Consider the following 14,996-nt stretch of genomic DNA (forward strand, 5'->3'; position numbering starts at 1 on the left):
GGCCGGGGTGGGGTGGACGGGCCCTTACGGGGCTGACCTCTTCGCGGCCCCTGGTATCAGTCGGGGTGGCCCGGTCCTTGTCACCAGCGGCGAAGAGGCCTTTACGCCCCTACCAGGGCCCATCCACCCCACCCCGCCCTCTCACGTCACCCCAGCCCCTGGCTGAGCGATCCGTTTCCGGGTAATCGGGCGGGTGGGTGGGCGAAACCCGCGCCGAAGGCGCGGGCACCCCCACGGCGGGGCAGCCGGAAAGCTAACCTCGGCCCATGGGCCTGCCCCCATACCTCCGCATCGCGTCCGAGCTCCGCGCCCGCATCGCCTCCGGCGAACTCCGCGCGGGCCAGCGGGTGCCCTCCACCCGCGGCATCACCGAGGAGTGGGGAGTGGCCCTGGCCACCGCCACCAAGGCCCTCGCCGTGTTACGGCAAGAGGGCCTCGTGCGGGCCGTGCCGGGCGTCGGCACCGTCGTCGGCGGCGCCACCGTGGTTCCCGGCCCGCCCCGCCGAGGGCGGCGCCGCGAGACGCGGGAGCTCAGCCGCGAGCTGGTCGTCCGCACGGCGATCGCCCTCGCCGACGCGGGCGGCTCGGGCGCCCTCTCCATGCGCGCCGTCGCCGCCGAACTCGGCGTCTCCACCGTGGTGTTGTACCGTCACGTCTCCGCCAAGGAGGAGCTGGTCGCGCTGGTGGTGGACGCCGTCTTCGGCGAGGTCCGGTTGCCGGTGTGCGGTCCGGACGGCCGGAGGGCGCGGCTGGAGGCGTCGGCCCGCGCGCAGTGGGCGCTCTACCGTCGCCACCCCTGGCTGGCGAAGTCGGTGTCCACGATGAGGCTGTCGTCGTCCCCGAACGCGATGCGCTTGCTGGAGTGGACCGTCGCCCCGGCCGTCGAGTGCGGGCTCGGCACGGCCGTCACGCTCGCCGCCTTCGTGCGCGGCATCGCGGTCGATCTGGAGGATCCCGTCGACGAGCGCCTGGGGCTGGGGCCCGACGCGCTGCTCGAGTTCGGGCTGGCCCGGCTGCTCGACGGGCTGGCCCCGCGCACGCCGGAGCGGCGCCCCCCTGGTGAGGGACGCCGCTGAGGTGGTCAGTGGCCGGCGGTGACCGCCGGCTCCGGGTGGTCCGCGTCGCGGTTCCGCAGGGCGGCCACCGCCACGGCCGCACCAAGGAGCAGGACGGCCGTGGCGCCCACGGCGGCGACGTGCATCCCGTGGACGAACGCGTCCCGGGCCGCGGCCGCCAGCGCCCCGCCCGTCCGGCCCGGCAGCCCGGCGGCCGTCGAGACGGCGCCCACCAGGGTCTCGCGCGCCGACTCCAGCACGCCGTGCGGCAGTTCGGTGGGGGCGTCGCGGGTGACGTCGTGGCGGTAGACGGCCATGCCGACGCTTCCGAAGGCGGCCATGCCCAGGGCGCCGCCGAACTCCTGGCCGGCCTCCACCAGGGAGGCGGCCGAACCGGCCTTCTCCGCCGGGGCGGCGCCGAGTGCCATGTCGGAGACCAGGGCCATCACGGTGACGATGCCGCAGGCTATGACGGCACACGCCACCAGGGTGAGGGTGAGTGAGTTGGTGCCCGTGGTCATGAGGATTGCGAAGCCCGCCGCCGCTATGAGGAAGCCCGCCGCGATGACCACGCCCTTGTTCGCCTTCTGGGCCACCACCGTGGCCATCGGGCCGGCGACGCCCACCGCGAGCGACGGCAGCGTACCCCACAGCGCCGCCTCCAGCGGGCCCTTGCCCAGCACCGACTGGAGGTACTGCGTGGTGAAGTAGTTGGCGCCCATCATGCCGAACATCGCGAGGGTGTTGAGAGCGATGCCCGCCCCGAAGGCACGGTGGCGGAACAGGTCACGGCTGATCATGGCTTCGCGGGTGGTGCGCTGGCGGAATATGAAGGCCGCGCCCAGTGCCAGGCCGGCCAGGACGTAGAGGAGGAGTGTGGTGCTGAAGCCGTCTGCCGCCATGCGCTTGACGCCGTAGACGACCGGGAGGATCGCGCCCATCGACAGGATCATGCTCAGCAGGTCGAAGCGGGCCGGCCGGGGGTCCTTGAACTCCGGTACCAGCAGCGGTGCGAAGACCAGCAGCAGAAGCATCGCGGGCACGTTGATCAGGAAGACCGAACCCCACCAGAAGTGCTCCAGCATGACCCCGCCGAGCACCGAACCGAGCGCGATGCCACCGGCCATGGCGCCGGACCAGATGCCGATGGCCTTGGTGCGCTGCGCGTCGTCCTGGAACATGTTGCGCACCAGCCCCATGGTGCTGGGCATCAGCGTCGCGCCGCCTACGCCGAGGACGAAGCGTGCCGCGATGAGCATCTCGGCGTTCTGCGCGTAGGCGGCCGCGACCGAGGCGGCGCCGAAGGCGGTGGCGCCCAGCAGCAGGAGCTTGCGGCGGCCGATCCGGTCGCCGAGCGATCCCATCGTGATCAGCAGCCCGGCCAGGGCGAAGGCGTAGCTGTCGAAGATCCACAACTGCTGGGTGCTGGTCGCGGCCAGGTCCCGGGTGATGGCCGGCACGGCGAAGAAGAGGACGGAGACGTCCATCGAGACCAGGAGGAGGGGCAGCAGGAGCACGGCGAAAGCCGTCCACTCCCGGCGCCCGGCACGGGTGCTGTTCGTCATGGCGGTGACTATACGGGCGTCTTAAACGCTTGTCTATGACGCTTGTATAAGACGAGCGTCTGGGACGGGTGTATGGGGGCGCGTTAGGGTGCCCGTATGGGACATCGTGAAGATCTGCTCGAAGGCGCCAAGCGCTGTCTGCTCGAGAAGGGCTGGGTGCGCACGACCGCGCGCGACATCGTGGCGGCCTCCGGCGCCAACCTCGCCTCGATCGGCTACCACTACGGCTCCAAGGACGCCCTGATGATGGAGGGCTTCCTGAAGCTGACCGAGGACTGGGGGGAGAGGATCACCGACACGCTGGCAGGCGCTGTCGGGGCCGCCACCTCGCGCGAGGAGCGGCTCGCCGCCGTCATCGACGGCATCGTCGCCAACTTCCCGGAGGACGAGCGGTTCTGGTCGGCGCAGCTGGAGGTGATGGGCCAGCTGGGCAATCACCCTGAACTCAAGAAGCGGTTCGCCGAGATGCTGCCGTACGGGCGCGAGGGGCTGGTCGCGGTGTTCGAGGGCGTCGACGACACGGAGGTCCCCGACGAGGCCACGCGGACCAGCGGCCACGTGTACTACTCCCTTTTCACCGGGCTGTGGGTGCTCTGGCTGATCGATCCCCGGCAGGTGCCGTCGGGCCGGGACGTCGTCGAGGGCATGGGCCGAGTGGTCTCGGGCACGGTGCTGACGCCGAAATAGCGTTGCGCGGGGGCGTGTTGACGGGGCGTACTGGACGTAACCGGCGGTATTCGCTGTACTGGTTGCCCGAGGATACTAGTTCCCGTCTGGGAGGTCGCCCATGTCCGTGACCAACTCTCCCGCCACCGCCTTCCCGCAGGCCCGTACCTGTCCGTACCGCCCGCCGGCCGCCTACCCGGAGCTGGCGGCCCGCGGCCCCCTGGCCCGGGTGCGGCTCTACGACGGCCGTGAGGTGTGGGCCGTCACCGGCCACGCCGAGGCCCGGGCCCTGCTGACCGACCCGCGGATCTCCTCGGATCGGCAGAATCCTTCCTTCCCGGCGATCGTGCCGCGCGCCGAGGCCCAGGGGGAACGCGAGCTCCCCCTCATCGGCGTCGACGACCCGCGCCACGCCCGCCAGCGCCGCATGCTCATCCCCGCGTTCGGCCTCAAGCGCATCGCCGCGATGCGCCCGTGGATCCAGCGGACCGTGGACGGCCTCCTGGACGCGATGCTCGCCGCGGGGCCGGGCGCCGACCTCGTCTCCGCGTACGCCCTGCCCGTACCGTCGATGGCCATCTGCTATCTGCTCGGCGTGCCCTACGCCGACCACGACTTCTTCGAGGGCACCTCCCGTGAACTGATCGGCGCGCGGGGGCCGGAGGAGGCGCGGGCCGCCCGTGACAAGTTCGTGGGGTATTTCCACGGTCTCATCGAGGAGAAGGAGCGGCGGCTCGCGACGGCCGGCGGCTCCGGGGGCGGGCTGCTCGACGAGCTCGTGGCCACGTCCCTCGCCGACGGCCGGCTGGACCGCGACGAACTCGTCATGATCGCCCTGCTCCTGCTCGTCGCCGGGCACGAGACCACCTCCAACATGATCTCCCTCGGCGCCTACACCCTGCTCGAACACCCCGACCAGCTCGCCGCGTTGCGCGCCGAACCCGGTCTGATGGCCGGCGCCGTCGAGGAACTGCTGCGCCTGCTGTCCATCGCCGACGGGCTCCCGCGCGTCGCCCTGGAGGACATCGAGTTCCACGGCGTGACGATCCGCGCCGGCGACGGCCTCCTCTTCCCCGCCTCGGTCGTCAACCGCGACGCCAGTGTCTATGAGGACCCCGACACCCTCGACGTCCGGCGCTCGGCCCGCCACCACGTCTCCTTCGGGTTCGGCGTCCACCAGTGCCTCGGCCAGAACCTGGCCCGCGCCGAACTGGAGATCGCCCTCACCAGCCTGTTCGCCCGTATCCCGACGCTGCGGCTGGCCGTTGCTCCGGACGAGGTGCCCGTGAAGCCCGCGGGCACCCTCCAGGGGCTCTTCGCCCTTCCGGTCACCTGGTGACCGGTCCTACTGTCGGCATCCCACCGAAGAACGGAGCACCGCCATGCGTGTCAGCATCGATTCCGGCGTCTGCATCGGTTCGGGCATGTGCGCCCTGACCGCGCCCAGTGTCTTCGACCAGGACGACGACGGCTTCGGCCTCGTCCGGCCCGGTAAGGAGGACGGCGGGGGCGACCCGCTCGTCAAGGAGGCCGCCCGGGGGTGTCCCGTACAGGCCATCGCGGCCGGGGACTAGCCGCGCCGCAGCCGGGACGCCTTGAGCGTCATGTGGAGCAGCAGCCGGTCCTCGCCGTCGTCCAGGTCGAGGCCCGTCAGCTGCTCCACCCGGCCCAGCCGGTAGTACAGCGTCTGCCGGTGGATGCCCAGGGCGGCCGCCGCGCGCCCCGCCTGGCCCGCGCAGTCGAGGTAGACCTCGGCGGTGCGGGCCAGCTCGGTGTGGGCGCGTTCCAGCAGCGGCAGCACCGCGGGGTCCGCCGCGCGCTCCGGGGCGAGCCCCGTCAGCACCCGGTACGGGCCGATGCCCGACCACTCCGCCACCGGGCCCAGCCGCCGCTCCGCCCCGGCCGCGCGCGCCGCGGACAGCGCCTCCGACCAGGCGTCCGGCAGCTCCGCCAGCCCCCGCCGGGGCGTGCCCAGACCGGCCGCCGCGAGCCCGTGCGGAGTGCCGACGGGCGCGCCGTCCGGCGCGGGCCGGCCCGCGCGCGGCGAGCGCAGCAGCCGGTCGGCGATGGCCCGGGCGGGGGCCGGCGCGGACGTGGCCCGCAGCCGGACCAGGGCCGCGAGGGCCGCCGAGCCGTCGGGGAGCGCGCCCGGCACCGCGCACATCGCGGCCACCCCGGACCGCTCCGCGAGCGCCGAGCCCGAGCCCTCCGGGCCCGGTTCGCCGTCACCCGTCTGCCAGGGGGCGACCGCCACCAGCGCCAGCGGCCCGTCCGCCGCCGGGCCCAGGGCCTCCCGCAGCGCGCCGCGCGCGGCCTCCACCGCCGCCGGCCGGACGGTCAGCAGATCCCGCAGCAGCTCGCCCAGCTCCGCGCCCGCCCGGGCCTCCGCCGCGAGCAGGGCGCCGATCCGGTTGGTCGTCTCCACCGCCTGGGCGAGCCGTGGGTCGGCGAACGGGACACCGAGGTCCAGGCCCGCGAGGTGCTCGTCGTCCAGCAGCCAGACATAGCCGTGCACCACCCCGCCGTGGCGCACCGGCAGGCAGATGCGGCCGGTGAACACACCCGCCGCCGGGTCCGGCGGGATGCGCAGCGGCGCCTGCGCCCGGGCGATGCCGAACGCCTCGAACCAGGCCCGTACCGCCGCCGTGGAGCGGCGCTGGAGGATCGAGCGGGTGCGCACCGGGTCCATCATCAGGTCGGCGTCGTCGTCCCCGCCGTGGGCGCCGAAGGCGATCAGGCCGAAGTCGCGGTCCTCGAGTGTCGCGGGGACGCCGAGCGCCGCCGAGATCTCGTCCACGAGGTGCTGATACTCGCCACGCATGCCGGGGCCCGCTCCTTTCGGGTATTCGTCGGCCATCATTGTCATACATCTGTCTGAGATCCCGGCCACGAATGCGTGACAGGTGTCGATGGCAGCGAGATGGCGCGAACTCTACGTTTCACGATGAGTCACTTATGCCGTCTCCCCAGGTGGGGACGGCCTTCATCGTGGAGGTGCCCATGCTGGGTCCCGTGATCCTCGCCGCGTCCCGCAGCGACAAGATGCGCCGTTTCGTCTCGGCCGCCCCGGGCACCAAGCAGGTCGTCGACCGCTTCATCGCCGGCGAGACCGTCGGCCAGGTCATCCCGATCGTGGAGGACGCGGCGGCCAAGGGCCTCGAGGTCACCCTCGACGTGGTGGGCGAGGACATCACCACCGTCGAGCAGTCGTACGCGGCGCGCGACGCCTACCTGGAGCTGATCGACCGGCTCAAGGAGCTCGGCCTCGGCGAGAAGGCCGAGATGTCGGTCAAGCTCTCCATGTTCGGCCAGGCCCTGGAGAACGGCCACGAGCTGGCCCTCGCCAACGTCCGCCCGGTCGTCGAGGCCGCCGACGCCATCGGCACCACGGTCACCCTGGACGCCGAGGACCACACGACGCTGGACTCGATGTTCGCCATCCACGAGGAGCTGCGGAAGGACTTCCCGAAGACCGGCTGCGTCATCCAGGCCTACCTCTTCCGCACCGAGGACGACGCCCGCCGGCTCGCCGCGGCCGGCAGCCGGGTGCGTATCGTGAAGGGTGCGTACAAGGAGCCCGCCTCCGTCGCGTACCAGGACAAGGCCGAGATCGACAAGGCGTTCGTGCGGATCGTCAAGATCCTCATGGCGGGCTCGGGCTACCCGATGATCGGTTCGCACGACCCCCGTCTGATCGCCATCACGCAGGAGCTGGCCAGGCAGGCAGGTCGCAATCCGGACGAGTACGAATTCCAGATGCTCTACGGCATCCGCAGTGAAGAGCACATCCGGCTGGCGGCCGAGGGCCACCGCATGCGTGTCTACACCGCGTACGGCACCGACTGGTACGGCTACTTCATGCGCCGCCTCGCCGAGAAGCCGGCCAACCTGCTGTTCTTCGCCCGCTCGATCCTCACCAAGGGCTGAGCCCCCCGACACCCCCGTCAAGCCCCGAAGGAGACACGGAACTCATGGACGCTGTGACCCAGGTCCCCGCCCCGGTCAACGAGCCGGTGCACACCTACGCCCCCGGTTCCCCCGAGCGCGCCCGGCTGGAGGCCAAGCTCAAGGAGCTGGCCGCCAACCCCATCGATCTGCCGATGACGATCAACGGTGAGAAGCGGATGGGCGGCGGCGAGGCCTTCAAGGTCGTCCAGCCGCACAACCACGCCGCCGTGATCGGCACGTACCGCAACGCCACCGAGCAGGACGCCCAGGACGCGATCGACGCGGCCCTGGCCGCCGCACCGGCGTGGCGCGCGATGTCCTTCGACGACCGCGCCGCGATCATCCTGCGCGCCGCCGAGCTGCTGGCCGGCCCCTGGCGCGAGACGCTGGCCGCGTCCACCATGCTCGGCCAGTCCAAGACCGCGCAGCAGGCCGAGATCGACACGCCCTGCGAGCTCGTCGACTTCTGGCGCTTCAACGTGCACTTCGCGCGTCAGATCCTCGCCGAGCAGCCGGTCGCCAACTCCGCCGGCGTGTGGAACCGCAGCGACCACCGGCCGCTGGAGGGCTTCGTCTACGCGATCACGCCCTTCAACTTCACCGCCATCGCCGGCAACCTGCCGACCGCCCCGGCCCTCATGGGCAACGTGGTCGTCTGGAAGCCGTCCCCCACGCAGACCCACTCCGCCGTGCTGCTGATGAAGCTGCTGGAGGAGGCCGGCCTGCCCAAGGGCGTCATCAACCTGGTGACCGGTGACGGCATCGCCGTCTCCGAGGTGGCCCTGAACCACCCCGAGCTGGCCGGTATCCACTTCACCGGCTCGACCAAGACCTTCCAGTACCTGTGGAAGACGGTCGGCACCAACATCGAGAAGTACCGCTCCTACCCGCGCCTGGTCGGCGAGACCGGCGGCAAGGACTTCGTCGTCGCCCACCCGAGCGCCGACCGCGCCATCCTGAAGACCGCGCTGACCCGCGGCTCCTTCGAGTTCCAGGGCCAGAAGTGCTCCGCCTCCTCGCGCGCCTACATCCCGCGCTCCATCTGGGAGGACGGCTTCAAGGAGGAGTTCGCGGCCGAGGTCGACGGCATCACCATGGGTGACGTCACCGACCTGTCGCACTTCATCGGCGCCGTCATCGACGAGCGTGCCTTCGCCAAGAACAAGGCCGCCATCGACCGCGCCAAGGAGGACTCCACCTGCACGATCGTCGCCGGTGGCACGTACGACGACTCGGTGGGCTACTTCGTCCGCCCGACCGTCATCGAGTGCTCCGACCCGGAGAACGAGGTCTTCACGACCGAGTACTTCGGCCCGATCCTCGCCGTCCACGTCTACGAGGACGCCGACTTCGACGCGATGCTCGCCCAGATGGAGTCCGTCTCGGCCTACGCCCTGACCGGCTCGATCATCGCGCAGGACCGCGCCGCGGCCGCCGACGCGATGGAGAAGCTCCGCTTCGCCGCGGGCAACTTCTACATCAACGACAAGTCGACCGGCGCCGTCGTCGGCCAGCAGCCCTTCGGCGGCGGCCGCGCCTCCGGCACCAACGACAAGGCCGGTGCCGCGAGCAACCTCCAGCGCTGGGTGTCCACCCGGTCGATCAAGGAGACCCTGGTCCCGCCGACCGACTACCGCTACCCGCACATGGGCTGATCCACGGCCCGCGCATGAGCCCCGCCCCCGTCCGGCCCCCCAGCCGGGCGGGGGCGGCGTCGTGTCGCGGGCGGTGTCGCTGTCTCAGATAGTAGGAAGTCCGAGTAATAGTGGAGACACCACGCCGGGGCTGACCTAGCGTGGAGGGAGCCGAACGTCCCGCTCCATCGAGCGACGGCGGACGCGGCCCGGTGCCCCGCGCAGGTGACCCCTGCGGCACCCCGGCCCCCGCCCCTTCTCCCGGCTTCCGATCCTTCTCGCTTCCCGCTCGCCCGCCCCTGCCCGGGGCCCAGCAGAGGAGACGTGACCATGCCCGAGACCGCCGTCCGTTCCGCCCGCCGGATCCGCCGCGCCGCCCGCGCGGCCGACAGCGCCGCCCGTCAGACCGACCGGGCCAACGCCGCCGCCGCGCTCCAGCGCGCGCTCGACCGCCGCGACAACGGCGGCGTCACCGGTCACTGACCCGGGGCGTCCTCGTCGTCCCGCGCGGGGCGCGTCACCTCGAAGCGGTCCACCCGGGCTCCGCTCTCCGCCAGCGCCGTCACCGTCAGCCGGGGGTGCCGGCCCGGCTCCGCCTCGACCGCGAGGAACGAGTAGCCCGTATAGCGCACCCGCGACCACTCCACCGTCTCCTTGGCCTTCACCCGGCCCTTGGCCCAGTGGTAGCTGGCCACGGAGTCCACGTCCTTCACATGGCCCTCGTAGCTGTCGGGCACCGGGAAGTCGTAGAGCGACTTCCCGGCGCCGCCCGCGGTGACGTACACGATGCCGTCCCGTGAGGAGTCGACGGACTCGCCGATCGGCACCCGCTTCGCCACCCTGCCGCGCTTTATCGCGTCGGTGCGCTCGTAGACGTGGTTGTGGCCGTTGATCACCAGATCCACCTGGTGCTTCTCGAACAGCGGCACCCACAGGTCGCGCACGCCGCCGTCCGAGGCGTGGCCGTTGGTCGTGGAGAAGGCGCAGTGGTGGAAGAAGACCACGACGAAGTCGACGTCGCGCCGCTCGCGCAGCTCCCGCAGCCGCCGGTCGAGCCAGCGCGTCTGCCGGCCGCCGCTGTAGCCGGTGTTGGCGGTGATCTCGTACGAGACGTCGTTGGCGTCCAGCGCGACGACGCCCACGTTGCCGTAGACGAAGGAGTAGACGCCCGGCGAGTTCCGGGCGTCGAAGCCGTTGTCCGGCAGCGTCCAGCGGGCGCTCTGGCCGCCGTAGCCGTTGGGGGAGTACCAGGCCTCCATGTCGTGGTTGCCCGTGGTCACCATCCAGGGCACCCGCGAGGCCACGGTCTCGGTCTGGGCGAGGAACTGGTCCCACGTCCGGGCGTCGTAGACGTCCGTGGGCTTGCCGGAGCCGCTGTCGTCGGCGTAGCAGATGTCGCCGGCGTGGAGGTGGAAGACCGGGTTCTGACCGAGGATCAGCTGGTCGTTGGCGAGGGCGTGGTAGCTGACGCCCTGGTCGCCGAAGGCCGTGAACACGAACCGCTCGGACCGCTCGGGCGCCGTGCGGAAGGTGCCGACGGTCGCGAAGTTCCGGGTGTCGGCGGGGTCGAAGCCGTCGTGGCCGACGCCGTAGTAGTAGGTCTGGCCGGGGGCCAGGCCGTCCAGGGCCGCGTGGAGGTAGACCTGGTCGACGGCCGGGAGCTTCTTGCTCAGGGGTGGGGTGTGGAGCGTGCGGACCTCGGCGGGGATGCGCCGGCTGAGGTCCCAGGGCTTGAGTCCGACGCGGACGAACGGCCGCTTGACGGCGAACGGCACCTGCCAGGAGATCCGCATCTGCGTCCGCGGGTCGGCCCCGAAGGCCAGGTGCCGCCCGAACGGCGCGACGAGCGAGCCGTCGACTCTCGCGGTCGCCGGCGTGGTGATCAGCGTGGGGGTCAGGGGCCGCGCGGTGCCGCCGCCCCCGGCGAACGCGGCGGGGGCGCCCGCCCCCAGCAGCCCGGTGCCCGCGACCGCGCCGGCCGTCACGGCGCTCGCGCGCAGCAGCCCGCGCCGGGTGAACCTGCCGCGCAGATACTCGTGCTGCTCGGCCATCGACATGTCGCGCGCGAGACGGTCGGGGATGCCTACTCGTGGTGTGTCCATGTCGGAAAAAGTGCCAGGAGCGGGCGGCGTGGACACGTACTTTCGGTGAATGTGGCCTGTCCGGCTGGCAATGTGTCCATATCGCGGACGGAGTGTGTCATCAGGCGGGACACAGGAGTACGGTCCCGGTATGTCTCGCAGCATTCGTCTCGCAGTGATCCCCGGTGACGGCATCGGCCCCGAGGTCGTGGCCCAGGGCCTCAAGGTTCTTGACTCCGTGCTCCCTTCGGACGTCAAGCTGGAGACCCGGGAGTACGACCTCGGAGCCCGCCGCTGGCACGCCACCGGCGAGACCCTGCCCGACGCCGAGCTGGCCTCCCTCAAGCAGCACGACGCGATCCTGCTGGGCGCGATCGGCGACCCGACGGTGCCCTCCGGCGTCCTGGAGCGCGGGCTGCTGCTGAAGCTGCGCTTCGCCTTCGACCACTACGTCAACCTGCGCCCGTCGAAGCTGTTCCCCCACACGGTCAGCCCCCTCGCCGGCCGCCCCGAGATCGACTTCGTCGTCGTCCGCGAGGGCACCGAGGGCCCCTACACCGGCAACGGCGGCTCGCTGCGCACCGGCACCCCCGCCGAGGTCGCCACCGAGGTCAGCGTCAACACCGCCTACGGCGTGGAGCGCGTGGTCCGCGACGCCTACGAGCGCGCCCAGGCCCGCCCCCGCCGGAAGCTGACCCTCGTCCACAAGAACAACGTCCTCGTCCACGCCGGGCACCTCTGGAAGAGCGTCTTCGACCGCGTCGGCCGCGAGTACCCCGAGGTCACCACCGACTATCTGCACGTCGACGCCGCGACGATCTTCTTCGTCACCCAGCCCGAGCGCTTCGACGTCATCGTCACCGACAACCTCTTCGGCGACATCCTCACCGACCTGGCCGCCGCCGTCACCGGCGGCATCGGGCTCGCCGCCTCCGGCAACATCAACCCCACCGGGGCCTTCCCCTCGATGTTCGAGCCGGTCCACGGTTCCGCGCCCGACATCGCGGGCACCGGCAAGGCCGACCCGACCGCCACGGTCCTCTCGGTGGCGCTCCTGCTGCGCCACCTCGGGTACGAGGCGGAGGCGGCACGCGTCGAGACGGCCGTCGCCGAGGACATCACCGGGCGCGGCAGCGTGGTGCGCACCACCGACCAGGTGGGCGACGCGCTCGTATCGCGCGTACTCGCATCCGTACAAACCGGCTGATACCCGTCCGCGTTTCCGCGCGCGGCCGGATATCACCGTCGATTACCGGCCGCGCGCACATTTTCCGTCGGGCCCCTCACGAGCGATAATCGAACGTGGGGCCGCGATTGAGGCGAAGAAGCTCGGACGTCCCGATGCCCTCGGGGCGACGTGAGCGCGGTCCGCCACTACCAAGGTGAAGGACACGCATTCATGACGACGCCCACGATCGAGCTCAAGCCCTCCTCGCACCCGCTCTCCGACGCGGAGCGCGAGCGGATCCTGGCGAACCCCGGATTCGGCCGCCACTTCACCGATCACATGGTGACCATCAAGTGGACCGAGGGCCGCGGCTGGCACGACGCGCAGCTCACCCCGTACGCGCCGCTGTCCATCGACCCGGCCAACATGACCCTCCACTACGCGCAGGAGATCTTCGAGGGTCTCAAGGCCTACCGCCGCCCCGACGGCTCGGTCGCCACCTTCCGCCCCGATGCCAACGCCCGGCGCTTCCAGGCCTCCGCCCGTCGGCTCGCCATGCCCGAGCTGCCGGTCGAGACCTTCATCGAGGCCTGTGACGCCCTGGTCCGGCAGGACAAGGCATGGGTCCCGGCGCACGGCGGCGAGGCCTCCCTCTATCTGCGCCCCTTCATGATCGCGACCGAGGTCGGCCTGGGTGTGAAGCCCGCCAACGAGTACCTCTTCATCGTGATCGCCTCCCCGGCCGGCCCGTACTTCCCCGGTGGCGTCAAGCCCGTCTCCGTGTGGCTGTCCGAGGACTACGTCCGCGCCGTCCCCGGCGGCATGGGCTTCGCCAAGACCGGCGGCAACTACGCGGCGTCCCTGCTCGCCCAGGCCGAGGCGGCGGCGAAGGGCTGCGACCAGGTCGTCTGGCTGGACGCGCTGGAGCACAAGTGGGTCGAGGAAATGGGCGGCATGAACCTGTACTTCGTGTACGGGGGCCGCGACGGCGAGAAGCCCCGGATCGTCACGCCCGAGCTGACCGGCTCGCTGCTGGCCGGCGTCACCCGTGACTCGCTGCTGACCATCGCCAAGGACCTCGGCTACGAGTCCGAGGAAGGCCGGATGTCCACCGACCAGTGGAAGCGCGACACCGAGAACGGCACCCTCACCGAGGTCTTCGCCTGCGGCACGGCAGCGGTGATCACCCCCGTCGGGCATGTGAAGTCCACGGGCGGCGAGTGGACCCAGGGCGACGGCGAGCCCGGCGAGGTCACCATGAACCTCCGCGAGGCGCTGCTGGCGGTCCAGACCGGCGTCACCGAGGACGCCCACGGCTGGATGCACCCGCTGGGCTGAGGCCGGCTCGCTGGTGAGGTTGACGTAACGCACGCAAGTCGATGTGATCGTTGCCGGCCGGACCCTTGTCCGAATCCGGGCCGTTCCGCCACCGTGATCCCTCATGGGACAGGCACATTCACGGCACTGGAAGAAGATCTGGGTCGGCTCGGCCGGCAACATGGTCGAGTGGTTCGACTGGTTCGTCTACGCCAGCTTCGCCACCTACTTCGCGGGCTCCTTCTTCCCGGCGGGCAACGACACCGCCAAGCTCATGAACACCGCCGGCATCTTCGCCGTCGGCTTCTTCATGAGGCCCGTCGGCGGCTGGCTGCTGGGCCGGGTCGGCGACCGGCGTGGCCGCAAGGCGGCCCTCACCCTGACGGTCACGCTGATGTCGGCGTCCGCCGTCCTCATCGCCGTCGCCCCGACCTACGGGGTCGCCGGCTACGGCGGCGCCGCCGTCCTCCTCGTCGCCCGGCTGCTCCAGGGCCTGTCCGTCGGCGGCGAGTACGCGGCCAGCGCCACCTACCTCACCGAGGCCTCCGCGCCCGGCCGCCGCGGCTTCGCCTCCAGCTTCCAGTACGTCTCCATGACCGCCGGCCAGATCCTGGGCCTGGGGCTGCTGATCCTCCTCCAGCACACCCTCACCAGCGGTGAGCTCCACAGCTGGGGCTGGCGGATCCCCTTCGTCGTGGGCGCGCTCGGCGCCGCCGTCATCTTCTATCTGCGGCGCAACATGCTGGAGACGGAGACGTACGCGGAGGACAGCGGTACGGGAGCCGACGACCGGGGAACGATCCGGGCCCTGCTGCGGCACAAGCGCGAGGCGCTCCTCGTCATCGCCCTGACCATGGGCGGCACGGTCGCCTACTACACGTACACCACGTATCTGACGAAGTACCTCTCCAACACGGCGGGGTTGCCCAAGCAGACGGCGACACTCGTCAGCTTCTGCGCGCTGATCGTCTTCGCCGCCCTCCAGCCGCTGGCGGGCGCGCTCTCGGACCGGATCGGCCGCCGGCCGCTGCTGATCACCTTCGCCGTGGGCTCGACCTTCCTCACCGTGCCGATCATGACGATGCTCAAGCACGCGGGATCCTTCTGGCCGGCCCTCGGACTGTCGCTGCTGGCGCTGGTGATCATCACCGGCTACACCTCGATCAACGCCTGTGTGAAGGCGGAGCTGTTCCCCACGGGCGTCCGGTCGCTGGGCGTGGCCCTGCCCTACGCCATCGCCAACGCCCTCTTCGGCGGCACGGCCGAGTACGTGGCCCTCTGGTTCAAGAACGCCGGTCTGGAGTCCGGCTTCTCCTGGTACGTCGCGGGCTGCGCGGCGGTCTCGCTCGTCGTCTACCTCACCATGCGCGAGACCCGGGACACCGACCTGAAGCACGTCGGCACGGCGGCCAACGCATCCGCCGAGACGGGGACGGACACGGTGCCCGCATCCTGAGACCCACCCGCATCGGGGACCGGACCTGTGGCAGTATGCCGCCATGCTCCCGTTCGCCATGATTATTGGCAGCAGGCGCGCCGGTCCGCAGTGACCGCTCCCGTAC

Annotated in this window: 13 protein-coding genes; 10 read left to right on the forward strand and 3 right to left on the reverse strand. The window is 71.3% G+C overall.

The genetic code is table 11. From position 1 onward, the window contains the following. The first annotated feature begins 266 nt into the window (after positions 1-266). Positions 267-1,076: a GntR family transcriptional regulator gene (locus EKH77_RS23105; RefSeq protein ID WP_126916237.1), complete on the forward strand. Its 810-nt coding sequence runs from the start codon at positions 267-269 to the stop codon at positions 1,074-1,076. Positions 1,077-1,081: 5 nt separating this feature from the next. Here EKH77_RS23105 and EKH77_RS23110 read toward each other — a convergent pair whose 3' ends face one another. Next, a complete protein-coding gene (locus tag EKH77_RS23110) occupies positions 1,082-2,620 on the reverse strand; it encodes an MFS transporter (protein WP_126916238.1) in 1,539 nt (512 codons plus the stop codon). 96 nt (positions 2,621-2,716) lie between these two features. Between EKH77_RS23110 and EKH77_RS23115 the strand changes: the two genes are divergently transcribed. The 3 genes from EKH77_RS23115 (at position 2,717) to EKH77_RS23125 (ending at position 4,860) form a co-directional block, all read left to right on the forward strand. Then, entirely contained in the window at positions 2,717-3,307 is a 591-nt protein-coding gene (locus EKH77_RS23115; RefSeq protein WP_126916239.1) for a TetR/AcrR family transcriptional regulator, read from the forward strand. A 100-nt stretch (positions 3,308-3,407) separates the two neighbouring features. After that, positions 3,408-4,625 (forward strand): cytochrome P450, encoded by a 1,218-nt coding sequence (locus EKH77_RS23120; RefSeq protein WP_126916240.1) that lies wholly within the window; start codon positions 3,408-3,410, stop codon positions 4,623-4,625. Between the two features lie 43 nt (positions 4,626-4,668). Continuing rightward, the gene (locus tag EKH77_RS23125) at positions 4,669-4,860 is read left to right on the forward strand and encodes a ferredoxin (RefSeq protein ID WP_126916241.1); all 192 of its coding nucleotides are present in this window, start codon (positions 4,669-4,671) and stop codon (positions 4,858-4,860) included. On the opposite strand, the gene EKH77_RS23130 is transcribed toward EKH77_RS23125, so the two are convergent. Then, positions 4,857-6,107 (reverse strand): PucR family transcriptional regulator, encoded by a 1,251-nt coding sequence (locus tag EKH77_RS23130; RefSeq protein WP_126916242.1) that lies wholly within the window; start codon positions 6,105-6,107, stop codon positions 4,857-4,859. The two genes, EKH77_RS23125 and EKH77_RS23130, sit on opposite strands and share 4 nt — an antisense overlap. Before the next feature lie 179 nt (positions 6,108-6,286). Here EKH77_RS23130 and EKH77_RS23135 point away from each other — a divergent pair, with 179 nt between their 5' ends. The 3 genes from EKH77_RS23135 to EKH77_RS33095 all read left to right on the forward strand — a co-directional run bounded on the left by EKH77_RS23135 (position 6,287) and on the right by EKH77_RS33095 (position 9,351). Then, positions 6,287-7,213, forward strand: a complete 927-nt coding sequence (locus tag EKH77_RS23135; RefSeq protein WP_126918235.1) for a proline dehydrogenase family protein — start codon at positions 6,287-6,289, stop codon at positions 7,211-7,213. 44 nt (positions 7,214-7,257) lie between these two features. Beyond that, on the forward strand, positions 7,258-8,889 hold the full coding sequence (gene pruA / locus EKH77_RS23140) for an L-glutamate gamma-semialdehyde dehydrogenase (RefSeq protein WP_126916243.1): 1,632 nt from the start codon (positions 7,258-7,260) through the stop codon (positions 8,887-8,889). 309 nt (positions 8,890-9,198) lie between these two features. Beyond that, positions 9,199-9,351 carry a hypothetical protein gene (locus EKH77_RS33095; protein WP_164737850.1) on the forward strand — a complete coding sequence of 51 codons (153 nt, stop codon included), beginning with the start codon at positions 9,199-9,201 and terminating at the stop codon, positions 9,349-9,351. Here the strand turns inward: EKH77_RS33095 and EKH77_RS23145 are convergent. Then, positions 9,345-10,970, reverse strand: coding sequence for a purple acid phosphatase family protein (locus EKH77_RS23145; RefSeq protein WP_126916244.1), 1,626 nt, complete (start codon positions 10,968-10,970; stop codon positions 9,345-9,347). The two genes, EKH77_RS33095 and EKH77_RS23145, sit on opposite strands and share 7 nt — an antisense overlap. A gap of 130 nt (positions 10,971-11,100) precedes the next feature. Here EKH77_RS23145 and EKH77_RS23150 point away from each other — a divergent pair, with 130 nt between their 5' ends. From EKH77_RS23150 to EKH77_RS23160, 3 genes are all read left to right on the forward strand, one after another. Beyond that, positions 11,101-12,156, forward strand: a complete 1,056-nt coding sequence (locus EKH77_RS23150; protein WP_126916245.1) for a 3-isopropylmalate dehydrogenase — start codon at positions 11,101-11,103, stop codon at positions 12,154-12,156. 192 nt (positions 12,157-12,348) lie between these two features. Beyond that, positions 12,349-13,455 (forward strand): branched-chain amino acid aminotransferase, encoded by a 1,107-nt coding sequence (locus EKH77_RS23155; RefSeq protein ID WP_126916246.1) that lies wholly within the window; start codon positions 12,349-12,351, stop codon positions 13,453-13,455. Between the two features lie 103 nt (positions 13,456-13,558). Then, entirely contained in the window at positions 13,559-14,890 is a 1,332-nt protein-coding gene (locus tag EKH77_RS23160; RefSeq protein WP_126916247.1) for an MFS transporter, read from the forward strand. Positions 14,891-14,996 lie beyond the last annotated feature (106 nt).

The organism is Streptomyces luteoverticillatus, assembly GCF_003970715.1.
In the GTDB taxonomy this organism is placed as follows: Bacteria; Actinomycetota; Actinomycetes; order Streptomycetales; family Streptomycetaceae; genus Streptomyces; species Streptomyces abikoensis.

Coding starts and splice junctions, on each gene's coding strand:
- EKH77_RS23105 (WP_126916237.1), top strand. CDS start 267: ATGGGCCTGCCCCCATACCTCCGCATCGCGTCCGAGCTCCGCGCCCGC.
- EKH77_RS23110 (WP_126916238.1), bottom strand. CDS start 2,620: ATGACGAACAGCACCCGTGCCGGGCGCCGGGAGTGGACGGCTTTCGCC.
- EKH77_RS23115 (WP_126916239.1), top strand. CDS start 2,717: ATGGGACATCGTGAAGATCTGCTCGAAGGCGCCAAGCGCTGTCTGCTC.
- EKH77_RS23120 (WP_126916240.1), top strand. CDS start 3,408: ATGTCCGTGACCAACTCTCCCGCCACCGCCTTCCCGCAGGCCCGTACC.
- EKH77_RS23125 (WP_126916241.1), top strand. CDS start 4,669: ATGCGTGTCAGCATCGATTCCGGCGTCTGCATCGGTTCGGGCATGTGC.
- EKH77_RS23130 (WP_126916242.1), bottom strand. CDS start 6,107: ATGCGTGGCGAGTATCAGCACCTCGTGGACGAGATCTCGGCGGCGCTC.
- EKH77_RS23135 (WP_126918235.1), top strand. CDS start 6,287: ATGCTGGGTCCCGTGATCCTCGCCGCGTCCCGCAGCGACAAGATGCGC.
- pruA (WP_126916243.1), top strand. CDS start 7,258: ATGGACGCTGTGACCCAGGTCCCCGCCCCGGTCAACGAGCCGGTGCAC.
- EKH77_RS33095 (WP_164737850.1), top strand. CDS start 9,199: ATGCCCGAGACCGCCGTCCGTTCCGCCCGCCGGATCCGCCGCGCCGCC.
- EKH77_RS23145 (WP_126916244.1), bottom strand. CDS start 10,970: ATGGACACACCACGAGTAGGCATCCCCGACCGTCTCGCGCGCGACATG.
- EKH77_RS23150 (WP_126916245.1), top strand. CDS start 11,101: ATGTCTCGCAGCATTCGTCTCGCAGTGATCCCCGGTGACGGCATCGGC.
- EKH77_RS23155 (WP_126916246.1), top strand. CDS start 12,349: ATGACGACGCCCACGATCGAGCTCAAGCCCTCCTCGCACCCGCTCTCC.
- EKH77_RS23160 (WP_126916247.1), top strand. CDS start 13,559: ATGGGACAGGCACATTCACGGCACTGGAAGAAGATCTGGGTCGGCTCG.